Raw genomic sequence first — 17,994 nt, 5'->3', positions numbered from 1 at the left:
GTTAGCCGGAAATGTACCCACGGCGATGACATGGCGCCCTCCGACCCCGGGTCGGCACGGTCCAGGGTCGGCACGGTCCCGGGTCGGCACGGTCCCGGGTTCCGGCGCGTCGGAGCGCAGCCGTCACCGCGGTGCTCGGGGAGCGCCCCTACTGCGCGGAGTCGCCCGAGAGTCCCGCCTTGACCAGCGAGTGCACGACGTCGTAGTCCGGCTTCTCCGGATCCACATCCGGCGGCACGAGCTCGATCGGATCCACCGGCTGCGACTTCGTCTTCAGCCCGAGCTGCACGAAGTAGCCGAGCATCCCCTGCGGCACGTCCGTCTTGATCACCTGCGAGCCGGCGGCCGCGACGTCCTGGAACTTCGCGAGCACGTTGCCCGGATCGAACTGGGCGAGAAGCGCTTCCTGCACCTGCCTCTGACGCGCCATCCGGTCGTAATCGCTCGTCGTGTACCGCGAGCGCGCATAGGCGAGCGCCTGCTCACCGTTGAAATGCCAGTGGCCCGGCTGAATCCACTGGTTCACGCCCTGCATCACGCCGTCATCATCGGGCAGGCCACCCAGCGGCAGCGGATCGTTGGCCACGTAGTCGATGTCGATGCCACCGAGCGCGTCGATCAGCTGAGCGAAGCCCTCCATGTCGATGAGCGCGTAGTACTGGATCTTCAGATCGAGGATGCCCTCGACGGCGTCGCGCATCGCCTCGATGCCGGGTTCGCTGCCGTGAGCGACGGCATCGGGGTAGTAGTCCGGATGCTTCAGCTGCATTTCTGTGTAGATCGAATTCAGCTTGCACGTGTCGACATCGCACGCGCCCCAGTTGTAGCCGTCGGGGTAGCGAGCATGCATCGGACTGTCAGAGCGGATGGGGAGGTTGCGGAACTCGCGCGACACTCCGATGATCGCGGCCTTGCCGGTCGACGCGTCGATGCTCACCACCGAGATGCTGTCCGGACGCAATCCGTCGCGGTCCTCCCCCGCGTCGCCGCCCAGCAGCATGATGTTGTAGCGGCCGTCGATGGGCTGCTCGATCGCTCCGCCGCCGAAGATCGACGAGAGCGTTCCGCGGGTGACGCCGACCAGGTAGGTGCCGTAGGCGGTGGTGCCCACCGACGCCGCCATCACCGCGATCGTCGCGAAGGCGAGCACCCCGCGCATCCGAGGGCGCACGCGCACAACGCGGATCAGGCGGAGGGTGTCCAGGGTCAACACGGCCCACACGACGCCGTACACGACGAGCGCGGCCTGGAGCGCGAGCATCGAGACGTCGAAGGTGGCGAGCGTGTACAGACCCGTGGGGAACACGAAGTAGAGAAACACAGCCACGAGCAGGGCGACCCAGAGTCCGAGCGTGAAGCCGAGCCCCAGCCGCCCGAGTCGGCGGTTGCCCGCCAGGATCTGCGCGGACCCGGGTACCAGGACGTTGACGATCAGCAGCCACCACGCCCGCCGCGTCATGAACGCTCGGGAGGCGACGTCCGGGTGCCGCAGCGGCAGAGCGACGGCCGTCACAGGCTTGCCACCAGGGCGTCGTTCTTCGCGGCGACCTGCTCCTGGAGGTCGGCTGCGAACGCCTCGAGCGCCGTGGAGAGAGCATCGTCCGCCGTCGCCAGGATCTTCACGGCGAGCAGTCCGGCGTTGCGGGCTCCACCGATGGAGACGGTGGCGACCGGGACACCGGCGGGCATCTGCACGATCGACAGAAGGGAGTCGAGCCCGTCGAGACGGGCGAGCGGCACCGGCACACCGATGACCGGAAGCGGAGTCACGGCGGCGAGCATGCCCGGCAGGTGCGCGGCACCGCCGGCACCCGCGATGACGACTCTCAGCCCTCGGTCGCGCGCTTCCCGGCCGTAAGCGATCATCGCCTCCGGAGTGCGGTGCGCCGAGACGACGCGCACCTCGTGCGCGACGCCGAATTCGCGGAGGACCGTCGACGCCGCCTGCATCACCGACCAGTCCGAGTCCGAGCCCATCACGACGCCGACGAGGGGCGCCGAGCCGTTCACGAGCGCGTCCGCGCTCACGAGAGGGCTCCGGCAGGGATCGGGTAGGTCGGCAGGCGTGTCACGGCGACCATCGTACGGGTCAGTCCGTGAGAACCGCCGCCGCCGCGCGCGCCTCGTAGACCACGAGGTCGAGCTCGTCTCCCGTGGCGTTCACGTGCCCGACCTTGCGCCCAGGGCGCGGCTGCTTGCCGTAGTTGTGCACCTTCACGGCGGGGTAATCGGCCAGCACCCGCGAGTAGCGGTCGGTCAGCGACTCCCCCGCCGGTCCGCCCAGCACGTTGACCATCACCGTCCACCGATCGCGGCAGCCCGTCGCTCCGAGCGGAAGATCGAGGACAGCGCGCAGATGCTGCTCGAACTGGGAGGTGGTCGAGCCGTCCATCGTCCAGTGCCCGCTGTTGTGCGGGCGCATCGCGAGCTCGTTGACGAGGATCCGCTCGTCCGTCGTCTCGAACAGCTCGACGGCGAGGACGCCGGTCACGCCGAGGCTGTCGGCGATGGTCTGGGCGATCTCGGCGGCTGCTCCCGCGAGGCGTCCGGCCGAAGCCGGGGCCGGCGCGATCACCTCGGCGCAGACGCCGTCGCGCTGCACCGACTCCACGACGGGCCACAGAATGCTCTCGCCGGAGGGCCGACGGGCGATGAGCTGCGCGAGCTCACGGCGGAAATCGACCAGCTCCTCGACCAGGAGGGACCCGCCGCGGCCGTCTTCGGCGAGGGCAGCGAACCAGTCGTCCGCCTCATGGGCACCGCGCACCACGCGAACGCCCTTGCCGTCGTAGCCGCCCCGCGCGGTCTTCACCACGGCGCGGCCGCCGTGCCCGGCCAGGAACTCGCCCAGCTCGTCGGCGGAGGACACCTCGGCCCACTCCGGCACCGGGACACCCAGAGCGCTCAGACGGCGCCGCATCATCAGCTTGTCCTGCGCGTAGAGCAACGCATCGGGGCCGGGGTGCACCGCGACGCCGCGGGCGATGAGCTCGCGGAGGATCGGCTGGGGCACGTGCTCGTGGTCGAAGGTGACCACGTCCACGGTCTCGGCGAAGGCGAGCACCGTCGCCTCGTCGCGGTAGTCGCCGACCCGGGTTGCGGCGAGCGACGCCGACGCCCCCTCGTTCTCGGCGAGCACGGCGATCTCGATACCGAGCTCCACCGCCGCAGGAATCATCATCCGGGCGAGCTGGCCGCCTCCGATCACGCCGACGCGCATGACACGCCTCCATCTCCGCCCGCTGACGCGGGGCGGCTCCATGCTAGCGAGAGGCCACCGGCGTCACGCGGGCGGCGGCCACTCCGGTTCGAGGGCCGGGGCCGCGGAAATGGCCTCCCGGAGCAGGTCTGCCGTCAGCTCCGGGTCGGGCAGATCGCGCAGCACGAAGACCTCGGCGCCGGCCTGCCCGATCCGGACGTCGCCGCAGCGGGCCAGGCGCTGCCCGAGCGAGCGCTGGACCGAGACGTCCATCCGCCGGTCGAAAATGACCTCGGCGCGACGGACCGCCCCCACCCCCCGGCGCGCACGGAGGCCGGTCGCGGTGACGCGGTACCGCACACTCGCCCAGCCCGCGACTCCCGGCGCGCACAGCAGCAGCACCAGCACGGCGGTTCCGAGCGCGATGATCCAGCGCTGCAGAGCGAGCTCGAACTGCGCCGCGAAGTAGAAGCCCGTCCAGGTGAGCACGAGGAACCCGATGGCCGGCGCGACGGCGTGCCGGGCCCGCGGGGTCAGCCGCGCCAGCTCGCGGTCGCCGGGATCGGAGCGGGCCATCAGGAGCGCAGGTGTGTCACGTCGCCCGCGAGAAAGGATCGGCGGACGCCGCCCTGCTCGAGCACGAGCGAGCCGTCGGAGTCGAGGGCGGCGGCGGTGCCCTCCTCCTGTGTGCCGTCGGGCAGCTCCAGCCGCACGCGAGTCCCGAGCGTGGTGCAGGAGGCGCGCACCGCGGCGGCCGCGCCGGAGGACTCGGCATCGCCCCGGGCGAGCAACGGATTCAGGAGCGCGGAGAACTCGGCGAGGAACGCGGCGAGCACGGCGTCCGCGCTCGTCCGCGACGCTCCGGCGAGGGCGAGGGAGGTGGCGGTCGGCACCGGCAGCTCCTGCTCGCTCAGCAGGAGGTTCACCCCCGTGCCGACGACGACCCGGCCGTCGGGCAGCCGCTCGGCGAGGATCCCGGCGGCCTTCCTCCCGTCGATCAGGACGTCGTTCGGCCACTTCACCGCGACGTCCCCGTCGACCAGCGGCGCGAGCGCGCGGGCCAGGGCGGCACCCGCCACGAGCGGCAGCCAGCCGGTGGCGGCTCCACCGAGCGCGGAGGCGTCGACCAGGGTCGAGGCCGCAAGTGTCCGGCCCGCGGGAGCCTGCCAGACACGCCCCAGACGACCGCGGCCCGCCCGTTGGTCGTCGGTCGCGATCACCGAGAGGTGCGGCCACGCGGCGGGCTCGGCACAGGCCCGCTCGCGGAGCTCGTCGTTCGTCGACCCCGCCGACTCGAGCACGAGGATGCGGGGGGAGACGGCTGCGGAGAGCGGGAGCTGCATCCGGCAACGGTAGCGGCGGCTCCCGCGAGGCCGCTCCGAGCGGCACGTCGCAGCGGCCCGCCTGCGCCGGTCATCTGCCTGTTTCGCCCGGCTGTTCCGCCCGCCCGTCCTTGTCCGGATCCTCCCGCCCGGGCCACTGCTCCCTGTACCCGTGCGACAAGAGGCGCCGTCCGCGCCGCCGGTAGGGTGAGCGGGTGACCGCGAACACCGAACGTCCCGCGCCCGATCGATACACGACCGCGGGGAAGATCGCGGACCTCAGGAACCGCTACCACGAGGCCGTCACGGCCAGCGGCGAGGCGGCGATCGAGAAGCAGCACGCCAAGGGCAAGATGACCGCGCGCGAGCGGATCGACACCCTCCTGGACCCGGGCTCGTTCGTCGAGCTGGACGAGTTCGTCCGGCACCGCACGCATGCGTTCGGCATGGAGAAGAAGCGCCCCTACGGCGACGCGGTCGTTACCGGAACCGGCACCATCCACGGCCGACAGGTCGCCGTCTATTCGCAGGACTTCACGATCTTCGGCGGCTCGCTCGGCGAGGTGGCCGGCGAGAAGATCATCAAGGTGATGGACCTCGCCCTGAAGACGGGCGTGCCGATCATCGGCATCCTCGACTCCGGTGGAGCGCGCATTCAGGAGGGCGTGGTCGCCCTGGGAAAGTACGGCGAGATCTTCCGCCGTAACACAGCGGCGAGCGGAGTGATCCCCCAGATCTCGATCATCTGCGGTCCGGCTGCGGGCGGTGCGGTCTACTCCCCCGCCCTCACCGACTTCGTGATCATGGTCGATAAGACCAGTCAGATGTTCGTCACCGGCCCCGACGTGATCAAGACCGTCACCGGCGAGGACGTGGGTATGGAGGAGCTGGGCGGCGCGCTGACGCACAATAAGATCTCGGGCGTCTCGCACTACCTCGCGAGCGATGAGAACGACGCGCTCGACTATGCGCGGACACTCCTCTCCTTCCTCCCCGACAACAACCTGTCGCCGGTGCCCGTCTTCGAGACCGAGGTCGACCTCGAGACCACCGACGCCGACCGCTTCCTCGACACGGTCATCCCGGACAGCCCGAACCAGCCGTACGACATGCGGGCCGTGATCGAGCACATCGTCGACGAGGGCGATTTCCTCGAGGTGCAGCCGCTGTTCGCGCCGAACATCGTGATCGGCTTCGGCCGTGTCGAGGGCCGCTCGGTCGGGATCATCGCCAACCAGCCGAGCGCTATGGCCGGCACGTTGAACATCGAGGCCGGAGAGAAGGCGTCCCGCTTCGTGCGCTTCTGCGACGCCTTCTCGCTGCCGATCCTCACCCTGGTCGACGTTCCGGGGTACCTGCCCGGCACCGACCAGGAGTGGACGGGCGTCATCCGCCGCGGGGCGAAGCTGCTCTACGCCTACGCCGAAGCGACCGTGCCGCTGGTCACGGTGATCCTCCGCAAGGCCTACGGCGGCGCGTACATCGTGATGGGCTCCAAGCAGCTCGGTGCCGACATCAACCTGGCCTGGCCGACCGCCGAGATCGCCGTCATGGGCGGCCAGGGCGCGGTCAACATTCTCTACCGCCCCGAGATCCGCAAGGCGGAGGAGGCCGGCGAGGACGTCGCGGCCGTCAGGGCCCGCCTCGCGAGCGAGTACACCTACAACGTCGCGAGCCCCTTCCTCGCCGCCGAGCGCGGCGAGCTCGACGGCGTGATCGAGCCGTCGGCGACCCGCGTGTCCATCGTCAAGGCGCTGCGGGCGCTGCGCACCAAGCGCGCCAACCTCCCCGCGAAGAAGCACGGCAACATCCCGCTCTGATCCCCGGCCGCCGAGACACCGGGGCGGAGACGCCACGTCCGCCGCGGTGTCCCGTCGCACCGATGGTGTCTCGAGCGGGTCAGTCGGAGGTGCGTGGCGGAGCCGGCTGCGCCACCGGCTGCGCGGGCGCGGGGGCCTTCTCCTCCGGTTTCGCGCCGACCACGCGCGCGAAGGCGAGGGCCTGCGACGCGGAGAGGTCCGGCAGGTAGGCGCGCCCCAGGGCGGCTCCGATGCGCGGGAGTTGCAGGGCATCGGGGTAGGTCATCCACAGACCCGCGTAGCGCGGGTGGAACTTCGCCTTGAAGCGGAAGAGCGACGTGAAGCCGTAGGCCGGCTCCAGCGTGCGCGAGAGGAACTCGAGCAGCCGCGAGAGGACGGTCGGATCGGGCGTCTCCTGCCCCTCCTGGATCGGGGCGGTGGCCAGCGGCGCGCCGGACAGCGACAGGAACTCGGCGCCCTCCTCCTTCACGCGCAGCGCCGCCGACGCGATCAGGAACTCCATGATGCCGGGCATCGCGTCGTCGGACCGGCGCATGAAGTCGAGCGTCCAGCCGACGATCCGACCCTCACGGTGCACCGGCAGCCAGCTCGTGACGCCCTGCAGGGCGCCGTCGGGTCCGACCGCGAGCAGGAGGGCGACGTCGGGATCGCGCACCTCGTCGATCCCGCCCAGGGTGAAACCCATTTCCGGTAGCGCCTTCTCGGCGACCCACCGCTCCGACAGATCGACGATCTGGTTGGCCATGCCGAGGGAGAGCTCGTGCCAGCTGGTCCACTGCGCCTCGATCCCGAGCTTGATGCCCCGGTTCAGCGGATAGCGGACCTTCTGCCACTGCTTGCCGGTGAGCTCGAACGAGGACAGCTCGATGATCGTCTCCTCGCCCACCGAGAGGCGCGACCAGCCCAGGTCGTCGAAGACGGGCAGCACCTCGTCGTGGATGCTGTAGAAGACGGGGGTCCAGCTGCGCTCGTCGCAGAACCGTACGAACTCGGCCACGATCGCGGCCCGCCGCTCGGGGGCGCAGGCGGGGTCGGACAGGGTGATCGCCACGGCGCCGATCACCCGGTAGGCGACTCCGCCGGTCCCGTCGGCCGAGATCCAGTGAGCATTGCCCGCCCAGGTCCCCTGGTGGCCGAGGCTGCCTGCCCCGTGCTGCGAGAGGAGCGCGCGGTAGCGGGCCTCGTCGCCGCGGACGCGCTGCACATCGGTCGCGCGGAGCAGCGAGACGATCGCCACGATGACGAGCAGCCAGAACACCGGACCGGCCCACTCGAAGACGATTCGCGCCGCGGGATCGCGCGGCACGGCGAGCAGGCCGGCGCCGCCCAGGAAGCTCACCGGAACGAAGCGAAGCAGGCCGTCCAGCAGCAGCCGTCCGAACCCCAGCAGCGGCTCGAAGCTGGTGCGCACGCCCGCCGACAGCACGAGGTAGCTGCCGAGCAGGACCACGAAGGCGGACGCCACGACTCGCGTCCACAGCCGCGAGGCGGCGCGAGGAGCGCGGATGCGGAAGTGCCGGCGCCCGATCACGAGCATCGCCACGACCGCCAGCGGCACGAGCACGGTGGTCGCCACCCAGAGCAGGTACTCGGCGTAGTACTGGAACTCGGGGTGCCGAGCCGCGCGCTGCAAGGAGAAGATGTTGAGGACCGCGATGGCGACGTTGACGCCGACCGCGAGGAGCAGGCCGAGGCGGCGCCCGGAGCGCAGGCCGTAGGCCGCGACCAGCAGCAGGATCAGCGGAACGAAGGTCAGCAGGATCGGCCCGGGTGCGACGAGGCTCAGCTTCACGTGGTGGGCGCAGTGCCGCACGGCGCGGCTGCAGGGGTCCTCGAGATCGGTCGTGCCGGTGAAGGCGCTCTGCAGCAGGCGGCCGAGGAACGAGAACGGCCCGTAGCCCGAGTCAGAGAGGACGGCGACGAGCGGGCCGATCGCGGTGACGGCGACGACGGCCCCGTGCAGGGCCCGCGACTCCCGGTGCGAGCTCGGCGCCGGCCGCTGAGGACGCAGCCCCGACGCTCCTCTCGCCAGCACCGACCCGACCACGAGGCCCGCCGCCCCCGCGAGGAGCCGATAAGCGTCGGCGGAGTCGCCCGCGTAGAGCACGAACATCAGCACGACAGCGAACACGCTCACTCGGAGGCGGCGCCGCCAGAGCGCGCCCATGACCGCGGTCGAGGCGATCAGGGCTCCGACCGCACCGATCAGGGGGTCGAAGGTGCGGTCGCCGACCGTGTCACCCGCCCACCACTCGCCTGCGAGAGCGCCAAGCGACTGGAGGGATGTGCCGACGACCACGCCGATCACTCCGGTGACGAGGAAGGCGAGGACGGTCCGGGCCCAGCCGAGGCGGCGCTCCGCCGCGAGGAGCATCGGCAGCGCCAGGGCGACATCGAGGAGCAGCTGCAGCGGATCGGCGGCGATCACCAGCGCCGTAACCGCCGTCCACGGGCGGCCGTCGAGCGTCGTGGTCGCGCCGGCCGCCCACCAGGCCGCGGTCATCGCCTCCGCGGGGGCGGTGAGGGTGCCGGCGACCGCACTCGCGGTCAGGAGGACCAGGACGATCCCCACGGCGGCCGGGGATCTCCGGATCAGCAGCCGCAGGGGACGCACGGCCGCGGCGCCGCTCCTCGGGAACCAGGTCGGCATGCGGGAGGCTCCTGTTCACAACGGACGGACGACGCTCCGGCGCCATCCGGCGTCAGCATAGCCATGCACCGCTGGACCACGCCGTGAACGGCATGCGATAGCGTCACGGCATGGTCGCCACCGAGTCCGCCCCCGCTGTCGTCATCTCCACCCCCGGCCTCGGCACCGCCGACATCGCCGCGATCACGGCCGTCGTCGCCGCGCTGGCGTCACGGACCGAGGCGGAGCCGGAGACACCCCGCGAGCTCAGCGGAGGGTGGAATGACCGCGCCAGCGCAGTGCGCTCGCCGCTGCGTCCGGCGTCCGGAGCGTGGCGCTCCTTCTCCGGCTGATCGCACTCGTGGGGTTACCCGGCCGCCGATGGCGCGAACCGTGCGACCGAAGGTGAACTTTGTCCCCCGATTAGTCCCCTAAAGTGCTGACTATGCGCCTTCGAAGGGAGCGAGCACACTTGTCGATGTACGGTGCTCCTCCTTCAGAAGGGGCGCCGCCAATCACTCGCCGACCAGGGTAAGCAGGCGGGTGTGTTGGGGGCGAGTGAGGGTAATATTCGGGTTGTTACCCTCACTCGGGGTTTGACGGCGGGCCGGGCCCCCTCTTCGGAGGAGTGGACGGCCCGCCGCACTCCGTTAAGCGGCTGGATTTCTCCGCGGCCGGCCGACCGCGACTGCTCAGGCGTCCCGCTCGCCCGGTCCGCCGCGTCGGATCTCGACCCACGCGTCCACCTCGTCGCCCGGGTCATCGGAACCCAGAGCGCCCGCACTGCCGTCACCCGCCGTCCGCAACCCCACAACGGTCACCGCCGATGCCGAATCGGCCGACGCGGTCCGCACAACCACCCGGTCCACCTCCTCGCGAATGCCGTCGAGCGCCCGAGCGAGCTCGCCCAGTACCCGGCGGCTCTCGCTCTCCGAGCTGCGGTCCAGTCCGCCGTCATCGAGCACCGAGACGCTCACCCCGCGGCGCCGCGCGTCGAGCACCAGGCGCCGCACCTCGTCGTCGAGCAATCGCCTGCCTCGGATCTCGTCGCGCACCGCCGCCTCGAGCAGGCGGCATTCGCGCCGCTCGTCGTCGGTCAGACCCGGCCCCGGCTGCGCGATGCGCAGCAGCATGTCGGAGGCGAGAGCGCGGGTCTGCTCGAGGCGCACCTCGCGCTCCGTGAGGTGCGCCTCCTCCGCCGCACGCCACGACGCGGCCGCGCGCTCGGCCGCCTCGAGCACACGCGCCTCCGATCCCGCCCGACCCAGCTCGACGATGAGCAGCTGCGCGATCGCGACCCAGGCGATTCCGCCGACGACGCCGAGGGTGGCGAGCGCGGCGGGACCCGCCCAGACCAGGGTGTGCACGATCAGGAAGCCAACGCCGATCCACGCGCAGATGGCCCGGCGCCGGGCGCAGACGATCGTCATCAGAGTTCCGACGGCGGCGATGTACCAGGTGGAGTAGCCGTTGGAGGCCGCCGGGTCCAGCGATGGCGACACGAGCAGGGGCAGGGCGACGGCGACCACGGCCATCCCGATCGCGACCGGGAGCGCGAGCCGGGTGGTCGATCCGGGCCAGAGGGCGACGACCGTCGCCGCGACGTAGAGCGCGACCGCGACCAGGTCGGCCGTAGTGGCCGGGGAGAGACGGAACGAAAAGAACGCGAGCACCACGTGATAGAGCGAGAAGCCGGCGCCGAGCCCCTGGAGCAGAGGCCGCGGGTACGCGATCATCGCGCACCGCCCGCGTCCGGGCGCCAGGTGAGGACGACCCGCGTCCCTTCGCCCGGTGTCGAATCGATCCGGGCGACGCCCCGGGCATTGTGCACCCGCTCGAGGATGGACAGCCGGATGCCCAGCCGCTCACGCGGCACATCGGCCAGCTGGAAGCCGCGGCCGTCGTCCTCCACCACGATCTCCACCACGCCGTCGCCGAGCACCCCGTGGACGACGCGGTGCACTCTGCCGCTCGGCCCGGCGTGCTGGACGCTGTTAGCGAGGGCCTGGTAAACGGCTCCGAGCAAGGCCTCGGCCACCGAGCGGGGCAGGGTCGTCCGCCGCGGATCGACACCCTCGGCCGTCTTTACAGCGATCTCGGTCCCGAAGGTGGACGCGGCGTGCGCGAGTCGGCGCTGCAAGCGCTCCAGCGGGATCATGCCCTCCAGCGTGTCGGGCTCGTGATCCGGCAGGAGCACTCCGAGTGTGCGCTGAGCCATCGACGAGACGAGAGCACGCTCAGCCGGCGACTCGGCCGACGCGGCGGAGAGGAGGGTGGCGAGCACGTTGTCGTGCACCAGCGCGTCGACCTCGACCCGCTCCACCTCGCCGGCGTGCTGGCGCATCGCGGCCTCGTACTGCTGTGTGGCCGTGGTCTGAGCGCGGTCGACCTGATCGGCCGATTGCCGGAGCACGGTGATCAGCACCAGCATCACGAACCCGACGATGCCGACGTACGCGGCGTCGAGGATCGCGCGAGTCGGCTCCGCTCCACCTCCGGCGGGCAGCACGCGGAGCACCCCGAACAGCACCGTCGTCACGCCGGCGTAGGCGATGGCGACGCGCAGCGGTGCCGCGATGGTGCAGAAGGCGGTGCCGATGGTCATCAGGTACCAGACCCAGGGCGTCTCGCGACTGGCGACCCCGGGAGCGACGGCCGCCGGCCAGGTCACCACCGAGACGAAGACCCCGACGGCGACCAGGACCGCAGTGATCCGGGAACCGCGCCGCAGCACGGCAGTGACGACGGCGCCGCTGAGCGACCCGAACACCAGTACCAGCACCGGCCAGGCGACCTCGGGGCGCAGCAACGGCAGCTGGGCGAGGATCGGCGGGACGGTCTGCACGCCGAAACCGAAGCCGAAGAAGGACACGACCGTGCTGATGATCGTGTCGATCCGCTCGCGCCCGGCGTTCCGGCGGGCGACCGGAGCCTCAGCGCCCGCCATCGCCGTCATCCGGGTCGATGCCCGGGAGGATGCCGTCCTCGACCGCACGCCGCAACAGATCGACCTTCGTCGGCGCGGGACGGCCGATCTCGACGTACTTCTCGCGGATCCGGTCGAGATACTCCTTCGCCGTCGACACCGAGATCTGGAGCCGCTCGGCCACCCGCTTCAACGGCAGGCCCGAAGCGTAGAGGTGCAGGACGTCGCGCTCGCGGCGGCCGAGCACGGCCCGGGCGAAGTCGTCATCGGCGTCGATCGCTGACGCCCACTCCAGATTGTTCAGCACCTCGCCGCGGGCGACGGTGCGGATGGCGGCGACCACGGTCGACATCGGCGACGACTTGGGAATGACCCCGGCGGCACCGGCGGCGAGCGCCTCCCGCACCGCCACCACACGATCGGCAATGCTGTGCACGAGGACGGCGGAGCCGCGCACCTGCCCCCACTTCACGTTGCTGGTGATACTCGACCCGTCGTTCAGGGACAGATCCAGGACGAGCACATCGATCTCGGCACTGCCGATCGTGCACTCGAGCGCCTGCACCGTCTCGGCGGCGGCGATCACCTGCATCCCCGCACTGTGGACGGCAGCGGCGACGCCGAGGCGCACCGATTCGTGGTCGTCCACGATCGCCACCCGCACCCGCGGACCCTCGGCTGCATCATGGTCGGCAGGGAACTCCATCCAACCCATGCTACGCAGGCGCGAGGCCGCGGTCAGTCCCCTTGGCGGACCAGACGCGCGACGGCCTCTCCGTGCGAGGTGTGCGGGAAGAGGTCGAAGCCGTCGAGAGTCGCGAGCTCGTAACCCTCAGCGGTCAGTGCCCCGACGTCGCGGGCGAGCGCCACCGGGTCGCAGGCGACGTAGACGAGCTGGGCCGGTCGCAGCTGCGCCAGCGCCTCGGTGACCGCGCGGCCAGCGCCCGAGCGGGGCGGATCGAGGACGACGGTGGCCGCCCGCCACCGCCCCCGCTCGCGAGCATCGGCCTGGGCGAGCACGTCGCGGAGGTAACGGTCCACCCGGGCTGTCACCGCCCGGGCGCCGACGTGGTCGGCAAGGTTCTCGAGCGCGTGCTCGGTGGCGCGGGAGTCGCTCTCGACGCTGGTCACACGGACTCCGGCTCCGAGGCGGTCGGCCAGAGCGGCGGCAAGCAGGCCCACACCGCCATAGAGGTCGTGGTTCGCCGCATCCGGATCCGCCGACTCCGCATCGACGGCGGCCTGAACGGCCTCGAAGAGCGTGGCGGCCGCTCCGCGGTGCACCTGCCAGAAGCCGGTGCGATCGACCCGGAAGGTGCGGCCAGCGACGAACTCGCTCACCACAGTGCGGTCGCGGCGCGCGCGCTTGTCGGCGGGGTCGTGCACGAGCACCGCGGCGCCCTCGGAGCCGGCGGCGTCCACGAGGTCGACGACGGATCCGGGCGCGAGGCGCTCGCCGAGGGGTGCGACCAGCGACGAATCGGCGGTCGCTAATGGCAGCGTCCGCACCGTGACGACGTGGTGGCTGCGCGCGGCGTAGGGGCCGACACGGCCAGCGTCGTCGACGTGCAGGCGGTTGCGGGTGCGCCAGCCGAGCCCGTGGGAGGCGTCGTCGCCGGCGATCGGCGCGACCTCCACCCCGACGTCGCGGTGGGCGAAGCGGGCGAAGGAGTCGACCAGCACCAGGCGTTTGAGCTCGCGCTGATAGGCCAGATCGGCGTGGCCGAACTCAGCGCCTCCGACCCGCTCCTCGGGACGACGGCCGAGAGCGGCCTCGGGCCAGATGTGCTCGACCCGGTGCTCCGACGCCTCCAGTACCTCCAGGGCCTCGCCGCGCCAGAAGCTGTCGTGCCGCACCTCGCTGATCCGGACCCGGACGCGCTCACCGGGGAGGACATCCGGGACGAAGACCACGCGGCCCTCGTGTCGGGCGACGAACACGCCGCCGTGAGCAACGTTGCTAATGTCGAGCTCGATCTCGGTCCCGAGTGCGTCGTCGGCTCCATCGGAGCGGGCGGATGCTCGGGGCGGGGTCTGTGCCATCCGTCGAGCATCCCACAGCGTGGGCCCGGCCGCAGGGAGCCTTCGTGCGCCTCTACCTCGCCTCCACGTCCCCGGCGCGCCTCGCGCTGCTGCGGGCCGCAGGGATCGAGCCCGTCGTCGTCCCCTCCGAGGTGGACGAGCCCGCGGCCGTCGCCCGCTCCGAGCAGGAGCGGGGCGCGGTGCTGGATGCGGACGCCACCGTGTCGCTGCTCGCGCATGCCAAGGCGCACGCCGTGCTGAGCTCCGAGGTCGATGGACTGGTGCTCGGCGGCGACTCGGCGTTCGTGCTCGACGGGGTCGTCCACGGCAAGCCGCACCAGCCGGAACGGGCCCGCGAGCGCTGGCGGGCTCAGCGCGGACGCACCGGCCGCCTCCACTCCGGTCACTGGCTGATCGACCACCGCGGCGGACGGATCGTCGCGGAGGCCGGTGCGGTCACGTCCGCCGCCGTCACGTTCGCCGCGGACATCGAGGACACCGAGATCGACGCCTACGTCGCCACCGGCGAGCCGCTCGAGGTGGCCGGCGCCTTCACCATCGACGGCCGCGGCGCCGGGTTCATCACCGCGATCGAGGGCGACCCCTCGACCGTGATCGGGATGTCGGTGCCGACCCTCCGCTCGCTCGTGCGCAGTCTCGGCGTCGACTGGACCGCACTCTGGAACCGGTGAGCGCCCGCGCGCCGTTGTGAGGATCCGACGAACGCCCCCCGCTTCTTTGTCGTGAGCCGCGACGGGCCGCGCGCAGGCGCCCCCTAGGGTTAGGAACCATGCCGAAGATTACGAAGGTGCTCATCGCCAACCGAGGCGAGATCGCCGTCCGAGTCATCCGCGCAGCCCGCGACAGCGGGATCGCCTCCGTCGCCGTCTACGCCGACCAGGACCGCGACGCCGTGCACAGCCGCCTCGCCGACGAGGCCTACGCCCTCGGCGGGACCACCAGCGCCGAGACCTACCTCGTCATCGACAAGCTGCTCTCGGTGGCCCGCCGCTCCGGCGCCGACGCCGTGCACCCCGGCTACGGCTTCCTCGCCGAGAACGCCGACTTCGCCCGCGCCGTGATCGACGCCGGACTGATCTGGATCGGCCCCGGTCCCGACGCGATCGAACGCCTGGGCGACAAGGTCTCGGCCCGCCACGTGGCCGAGAAGGTCGGCGCTCCACTCGCTCCGGGAACCCTCAACCCCGTCTCGGGCGCCGCCGAAGTGCTCGAGTTCGTCGACCAGCACGGCCTCCCCGTCGCGATCAAGGCGGCGTTCGGAGGCGGCGGGCGCGGCCTCAAGGTCGCCCGCGAACGCGAGGAGGTCGAGGAACTCTTCGCCTCCGCTACCCGCGAGGCCGTCGCCGCCTTCGGTCGCGGCGAGTGCTTCGTCGAGAAGTACCTCGATCAGCCGCGCCACGTCGAGACCCAGTGCCTGGCCGATGCGCACGGCACCGTCGTCGTCGTCTCCACTCGCGACTGCTCCCTCCAGCGCCGCCACCAGAAGCTCGTCGAGGAGGCGCCTGCGCCGTTCCTGACCGACGAGCAGAACGCCGAGCTCTACCGCGCCTCGAAGGCGATCCTGAAGGAGGTCGGCTACCTCGGCGCCGGCACCTGCGAGTTCCTGATCGGCAAGGACGGCACGGTGTCCTTCCTCGAGGTCAACACGCGCCTCCAGGTCGAGCACCCCGTGTCGGAGGAGGTCACCGGTATCGACCTCGTCCGCGAGCAGTTCCGGCTCGCGGAGGGCGGCGCGCTCGACGACGCCGACCCGGCGCCCCGCGGCCACTCCTTCGAGTTCCGGATCAACGGTGAGGACGCGGGCCGCGGCTTCCTCCCCGCCCCCGGCCCGGTGCACGTCTTCAAGGCGCCCGGCGGACCCGGTGTCCGCGTCGACTCCGGTGTCGTCGCGGGCGACGTGATCTCCGGCTCCTTCGACTCGCTCCTCGCGAAGCTGATCGTCACCGGCGATAGCCGCGAGCAGGCGCTCGAGCGATCGCGGCGCGCTCTGGCCGAGTTCGAGGTCACCGGACTGCCGACGGTGCTCCCCTTCCACCGCGCGATCGTCGAGGACCCGGCCTTCGCCCCTGAGGGCGGCGCCCCCTTCTCGATCTACACCCGCTGGATCGAGACCGAGTTCGAGAACACGATCCCGGCCTGGAGCGGCGAGCCCGGAGCGACCCCCGAGGCAGCAGCCCGCCAGAACGTGGTCGTCGAGGTCGACGGACGCCGCGTCGAGGTCACCCTGCCCGGCGACCTCGTCGGCTCCGCCCCCGCGCGCGGAGCCGCCGCGGCCACCCCGAAGCGCCGCGGCTCCTCCTCCGTCAGCACGGTCACGGGCGACTCGGTCGCCTCGCCGATGCAGGCCACGATCGTCAAGGTCGCCGTCGCCGAGGGCGACACCGTCGTCACCGGCGACCTCGTCGTCGTCCTTGAAGCGATGAAGATGGAGCAGCCGCTCACCGCCCACAAGGACGGCACCGTCACCGCCCTCAACGCGGAGGCCGGCTCCACCGTCGCCGCCGGCCACGTGCTCCTGCACATCGTCAGCCCCTAGCCGACGCGGGGAGTGGCCTAGGAGACGATGTGCATGGCGCGGGCGGCGTCCGAGATCGAGCCGGTGAGGCTCGGGTAGACGGTGAAGGCGCGGGCGACCTGGTCGACGGTCAGTCGGTGCTCGACGGCGAGGGCCAGCGGGAAGATCAGCTCGCTCGCCTTCGGTGCGACAATGACGCCTCCGATGACGGTGCCGGAGCCGGTACGCGCGAACAGCTTCACGAAACCGTCGCGGATGCCCATCATCTTCGCCCGCGGATTCGCGGCGAGCGGGAGCTTGTAGATGTCGCCCTGCGCGATCCCCTCCTCAATCTCGCGCTGACTCCAGCCGACGGTCGCGATCTCGGGCTGCGTGAAGATGTTCGCCGCGACATTGCGCACCTCGGTCGGGTTCACGGCATCCCCCATCGCATGGAACACGCCCGTGCGGCCCTGCATGGCGGCGACGGAGGCGAGCGGGAGGAACGTGGTGCAGTCGCCGGCCGCGTAGATGGAGGGGACGCTGGTGCGGGCGACGCGATTGACGCGAATGTGACCCGACTCCGTCAGCTGCACTCCGGCGTCCTCGAGGCCGATACCCGCCGTGTTCGGCACCGAGCCGACGGCCATCAGGCAGTGCGAGCCCTCGACGACGCGTCCGTCCGAGAGCACGGCCTGCACGCCCTTCTCGGTCCGCTCGACGCGATCGGCGCGGGACTTCGAGAGCACGACCATGCCGTTGCGCTTGAACACGTTCTCGATCACGGCGGCCGCGTCGGCATCCTCGCCGGGCAGCACCTGGTCGCGGGAGGAGATCAGGGTCACGCGGGCGCCGAGCGCGCGGTAGGCGGAGGCGAACTCCGCACCGGTCACTCCGGAGCCGACCACGATGAGGTGCTCGGGGACGGACTTGAGGGTGTAGAGCTGGGTCCAGCTGAGGATCCGCTCGCCGTCGGGAGCGGCCGTCGGCAGCACTCGCGGACTGGCGCCGACCGACACGACGATGGTGTCCGCCTCGATGCGGTCGAAGTCCATGCCCTCGCCGCCGGCCGCCGTCGATACGATCAGCGCAGTGGAGCCGTCCAGGCGACCGTCGCCCTGCACGATGCGCACGCCGTGGTGCACCAGATTCGCGCGCATGTCCTCGGACTGCTGACGCGCGAGGCCGAGCAGGCGCTTGTTCACCGTCGCGAGGTTCACCGCCACGTCGGGACGAACCGGCTTGTTCTGCTCCGAGCGGGTGAAGAACTGCACACCGAGGTCGGCAGCTTCGCCGATCGCGTTCGTGGCCTCGGCCGTCGCGATCAGCGACTTCGACGGAACGACGTCCGTGATCACAGCCGAGCCGCCCACTCCGACCCGCTCGACCAGAGTGACCTCTGCGCCGAGCTGCGTCCCCGCGATGGCGGCCTCGTAGCCTCCTGGCCCCCCTCCGAGTACAGCGATTCTCTGCGCGCGCTCGAACTCGTAAGCCATGAGTCCCATTGTCCCCTCTGACTGAGTGTTCACCCAATCGCGGGGTGTCCGAGCGCCCGCGGGAG

Annotated in this window: 15 protein-coding genes; 4 read left to right on the top strand and 11 right to left on the bottom strand. The window is 71.4% G+C overall.

Going from position 1 to position 17,994, the window contains the following annotated elements; translation table 11 throughout:
* Positions 1 to 148 precede the first annotated feature (148 nt).
* The 5 genes from C5D07_RS07870 to C5D07_RS07850 form a co-directional block, all read right to left on the bottom strand.
* Entirely contained in the window at positions 149 to 1,513 is a 1,365-nt protein-coding gene (locus C5D07_RS07870; protein ID WP_249028198.1) for an LCP family protein, read from the bottom strand.
* Entirely contained in the window at positions 1,510 to 1,977 is a 468-nt protein-coding gene (purE, locus tag C5D07_RS07865; RefSeq protein WP_068257464.1) for a 5-(carboxyamino)imidazole ribonucleotide mutase, read from the bottom strand. Before purE ends, C5D07_RS07870 begins: the two co-directional genes overlap by 4 nt.
* Positions 1,978 to 2,089: 112 nt before the next feature.
* Positions 2,090 to 3,220: a 5-(carboxyamino)imidazole ribonucleotide synthase gene (locus C5D07_RS07860; protein ID WP_068254475.1), complete on the bottom strand. Its 1,131-nt coding sequence runs from the start codon at positions 3,218 to 3,220 to the stop codon at positions 2,090 to 2,092.
* Between the two features lie 63 nt (positions 3,221 to 3,283).
* The gene (locus C5D07_RS07855; protein ID WP_104259066.1) at positions 3,284 to 3,775 is read right to left on the bottom strand and encodes a PH domain-containing protein; all 492 of its coding nucleotides are present in this window, start codon (positions 3,773 to 3,775) and stop codon (positions 3,284 to 3,286) included.
* Positions 3,775 to 4,542 (bottom strand): biotin--[acetyl-CoA-carboxylase] ligase, encoded by a 768-nt coding sequence (locus C5D07_RS07850; protein WP_068254481.1) that lies wholly within the window; start codon positions 4,540 to 4,542, stop codon positions 3,775 to 3,777. The genes C5D07_RS07855 and C5D07_RS07850 overlap by 1 nt, the downstream gene beginning before the upstream one ends.
* 194 nt (positions 4,543 to 4,736) lie before the next feature.
* On the opposite strand from C5D07_RS07850, the gene C5D07_RS07845 reads away from it, so the two are divergent.
* Entirely contained in the window at positions 4,737 to 6,341 is a 1,605-nt protein-coding gene (locus tag C5D07_RS07845; RefSeq protein WP_104259065.1) for an acyl-CoA carboxylase subunit beta, read from the top strand.
* A 79-nt stretch (positions 6,342 to 6,420) separates the two neighbouring features.
* On the opposite strand, the gene C5D07_RS07840 is transcribed toward C5D07_RS07845, so the two are convergent.
* Positions 6,421 to 8,991: a bifunctional lysylphosphatidylglycerol flippase/synthetase MprF gene (locus C5D07_RS07840; RefSeq protein WP_068254486.1), complete on the bottom strand. Its 2,571-nt coding sequence runs from the start codon at positions 8,989 to 8,991 to the stop codon at positions 6,421 to 6,423.
* Between the two features lie 110 nt (positions 8,992 to 9,101).
* Between C5D07_RS07840 and C5D07_RS07835 the strand changes: the two genes are divergently transcribed.
* Positions 9,102 to 9,323: an acyl-CoA carboxylase epsilon subunit gene (locus C5D07_RS07835; protein ID WP_068254489.1), complete on the top strand. Its 222-nt coding sequence runs from the start codon at positions 9,102 to 9,104 to the stop codon at positions 9,321 to 9,323.
* 339 nt (positions 9,324 to 9,662) lie between these two features.
* Here C5D07_RS07835 and C5D07_RS07830 read toward each other — a convergent pair whose 3' ends face one another.
* The 4 genes from C5D07_RS07830 to C5D07_RS07815 are packed head-to-tail and all read right to left on the bottom strand — an operon-like array spanning position 9,663 to position 13,939.
* Positions 9,663 to 10,706: a hypothetical protein gene (locus C5D07_RS07830; protein WP_104259064.1), complete on the bottom strand. Its 1,044-nt coding sequence runs from the start codon at positions 10,704 to 10,706 to the stop codon at positions 9,663 to 9,665.
* The gene (locus tag C5D07_RS07825; protein WP_104259063.1) at positions 10,703 to 11,917 is read right to left on the bottom strand and encodes a sensor histidine kinase; all 1,215 of its coding nucleotides are present in this window, start codon (positions 11,915 to 11,917) and stop codon (positions 10,703 to 10,705) included. The genes C5D07_RS07830 and C5D07_RS07825 overlap by 4 nt, the downstream gene beginning before the upstream one ends.
* Complete coding sequence (locus C5D07_RS07820) at positions 11,904 to 12,602, bottom strand: response regulator transcription factor (protein WP_237358165.1); 699 nt, start codon at positions 12,600 to 12,602, stop codon at positions 11,904 to 11,906. The genes C5D07_RS07825 and C5D07_RS07820 overlap by 14 nt, the downstream gene beginning before the upstream one ends.
* Positions 12,603 to 12,634: 32 nt before the next feature.
* Positions 12,635 to 13,939 carry a class I SAM-dependent RNA methyltransferase gene (locus tag C5D07_RS07815; RefSeq protein WP_084415950.1) on the bottom strand — a complete coding sequence of 435 codons (1,305 nt, stop codon included), beginning with the start codon at positions 13,937 to 13,939 and terminating at the stop codon, positions 12,635 to 12,637.
* 44 nt (positions 13,940 to 13,983) lie between these two features.
* On the opposite strand from C5D07_RS07815, the gene C5D07_RS07810 reads away from it, so the two are divergent.
* Positions 13,984 to 14,610: a Maf family protein gene (locus tag C5D07_RS07810; RefSeq protein WP_068254499.1), complete on the top strand. Its 627-nt coding sequence runs from the start codon at positions 13,984 to 13,986 to the stop codon at positions 14,608 to 14,610.
* 98 nt (positions 14,611 to 14,708) lie between these two features.
* Positions 14,709 to 16,475: an acetyl/propionyl/methylcrotonyl-CoA carboxylase subunit alpha gene (locus C5D07_RS07805; protein ID WP_068254502.1), complete on the top strand. Its 1,767-nt coding sequence runs from the start codon at positions 14,709 to 14,711 to the stop codon at positions 16,473 to 16,475.
* Between the two features lie 17 nt (positions 16,476 to 16,492).
* Here C5D07_RS07805 and C5D07_RS07800 read toward each other — a convergent pair whose 3' ends face one another.
* Positions 16,493 to 17,929 carry an NAD(P)H-quinone dehydrogenase gene (locus C5D07_RS07800; protein ID WP_068257470.1) on the bottom strand — a complete coding sequence of 479 codons (1,437 nt, stop codon included), beginning with the start codon at positions 17,927 to 17,929 and terminating at the stop codon, positions 16,493 to 16,495.
* Between the last annotated feature and the right edge of the window lie 65 nt (positions 17,930 to 17,994).

The sequence above is a fragment of the Rathayibacter tritici genome (assembly GCF_002932875.1).
Taxonomy (GTDB): Bacteria; Actinomycetota; Actinomycetes; order Actinomycetales; family Microbacteriaceae; genus Rathayibacter; species Rathayibacter tritici.
Note: the sequence above shows the minus strand (reverse complement) of the source record. Positions and strands in the feature narration are given on the sequence as shown.

What these genes read in the sequence shown, in the direction of transcription:
- purE (WP_068257464.1), bottom strand. Translation starts at nt 1,977, where the DNA reads ATGGGCTCGGACTCGGACTGGTCGGTGATGCAGGCGGCGTCGACGGTC.
- C5D07_RS07860 (WP_068254475.1), bottom strand. Translation starts at nt 3,220, where the DNA reads ATGCGCGTCGGCGTGATCGGAGGCGGCCAGCTCGCCCGGATGATGATT.
- C5D07_RS07855 (WP_104259066.1), bottom strand. Translation starts at nt 3,775, where the DNA reads ATGGCCCGCTCCGATCCCGGCGACCGCGAGCTGGCGCGGCTGACCCCG.
- C5D07_RS07850 (WP_068254481.1), bottom strand. Translation starts at nt 4,542, where the DNA reads ATGCAGCTCCCGCTCTCCGCAGCCGTCTCCCCCCGCATCCTCGTGCTC.
- C5D07_RS07840 (WP_068254486.1), bottom strand. Translation starts at nt 8,991, where the DNA reads ATGCCGACCTGGTTCCCGAGGAGCGGCGCCGCGGCCGTGCGTCCCCTG.
- C5D07_RS07835 (WP_068254489.1), top strand. Translation starts at nt 9,102, where the DNA reads ATGGTCGCCACCGAGTCCGCCCCCGCTGTCGTCATCTCCACCCCCGGC.
- C5D07_RS07830 (WP_104259064.1), bottom strand. Translation starts at nt 10,706, where the DNA reads ATGATCGCGTACCCGCGGCCTCTGCTCCAGGGGCTCGGCGCCGGCTTC.
- C5D07_RS07825 (WP_104259063.1), bottom strand. Translation starts at nt 11,917, where the DNA reads ATGGCGGGCGCTGAGGCTCCGGTCGCCCGCCGGAACGCCGGGCGCGAG.
- C5D07_RS07820 (WP_237358165.1), bottom strand. Translation starts at nt 12,602, where the DNA reads ATGGAGTTCCCTGCCGACCATGATGCAGCCGAGGGTCCGCGGGTGCGG.
- C5D07_RS07815 (WP_084415950.1), bottom strand. Translation starts at nt 13,939, where the DNA reads ATGGCACAGACCCCGCCCCGAGCATCCGCCCGCTCCGATGGAGCCGAC.
- C5D07_RS07805 (WP_068254502.1), top strand. Translation starts at nt 14,709, where the DNA reads ATGCCGAAGATTACGAAGGTGCTCATCGCCAACCGAGGCGAGATCGCC.
- C5D07_RS07800 (WP_068257470.1), bottom strand. Translation starts at nt 17,929, where the DNA reads ATGGCTTACGAGTTCGAGCGCGCGCAGAGAATCGCTGTACTCGGAGGG.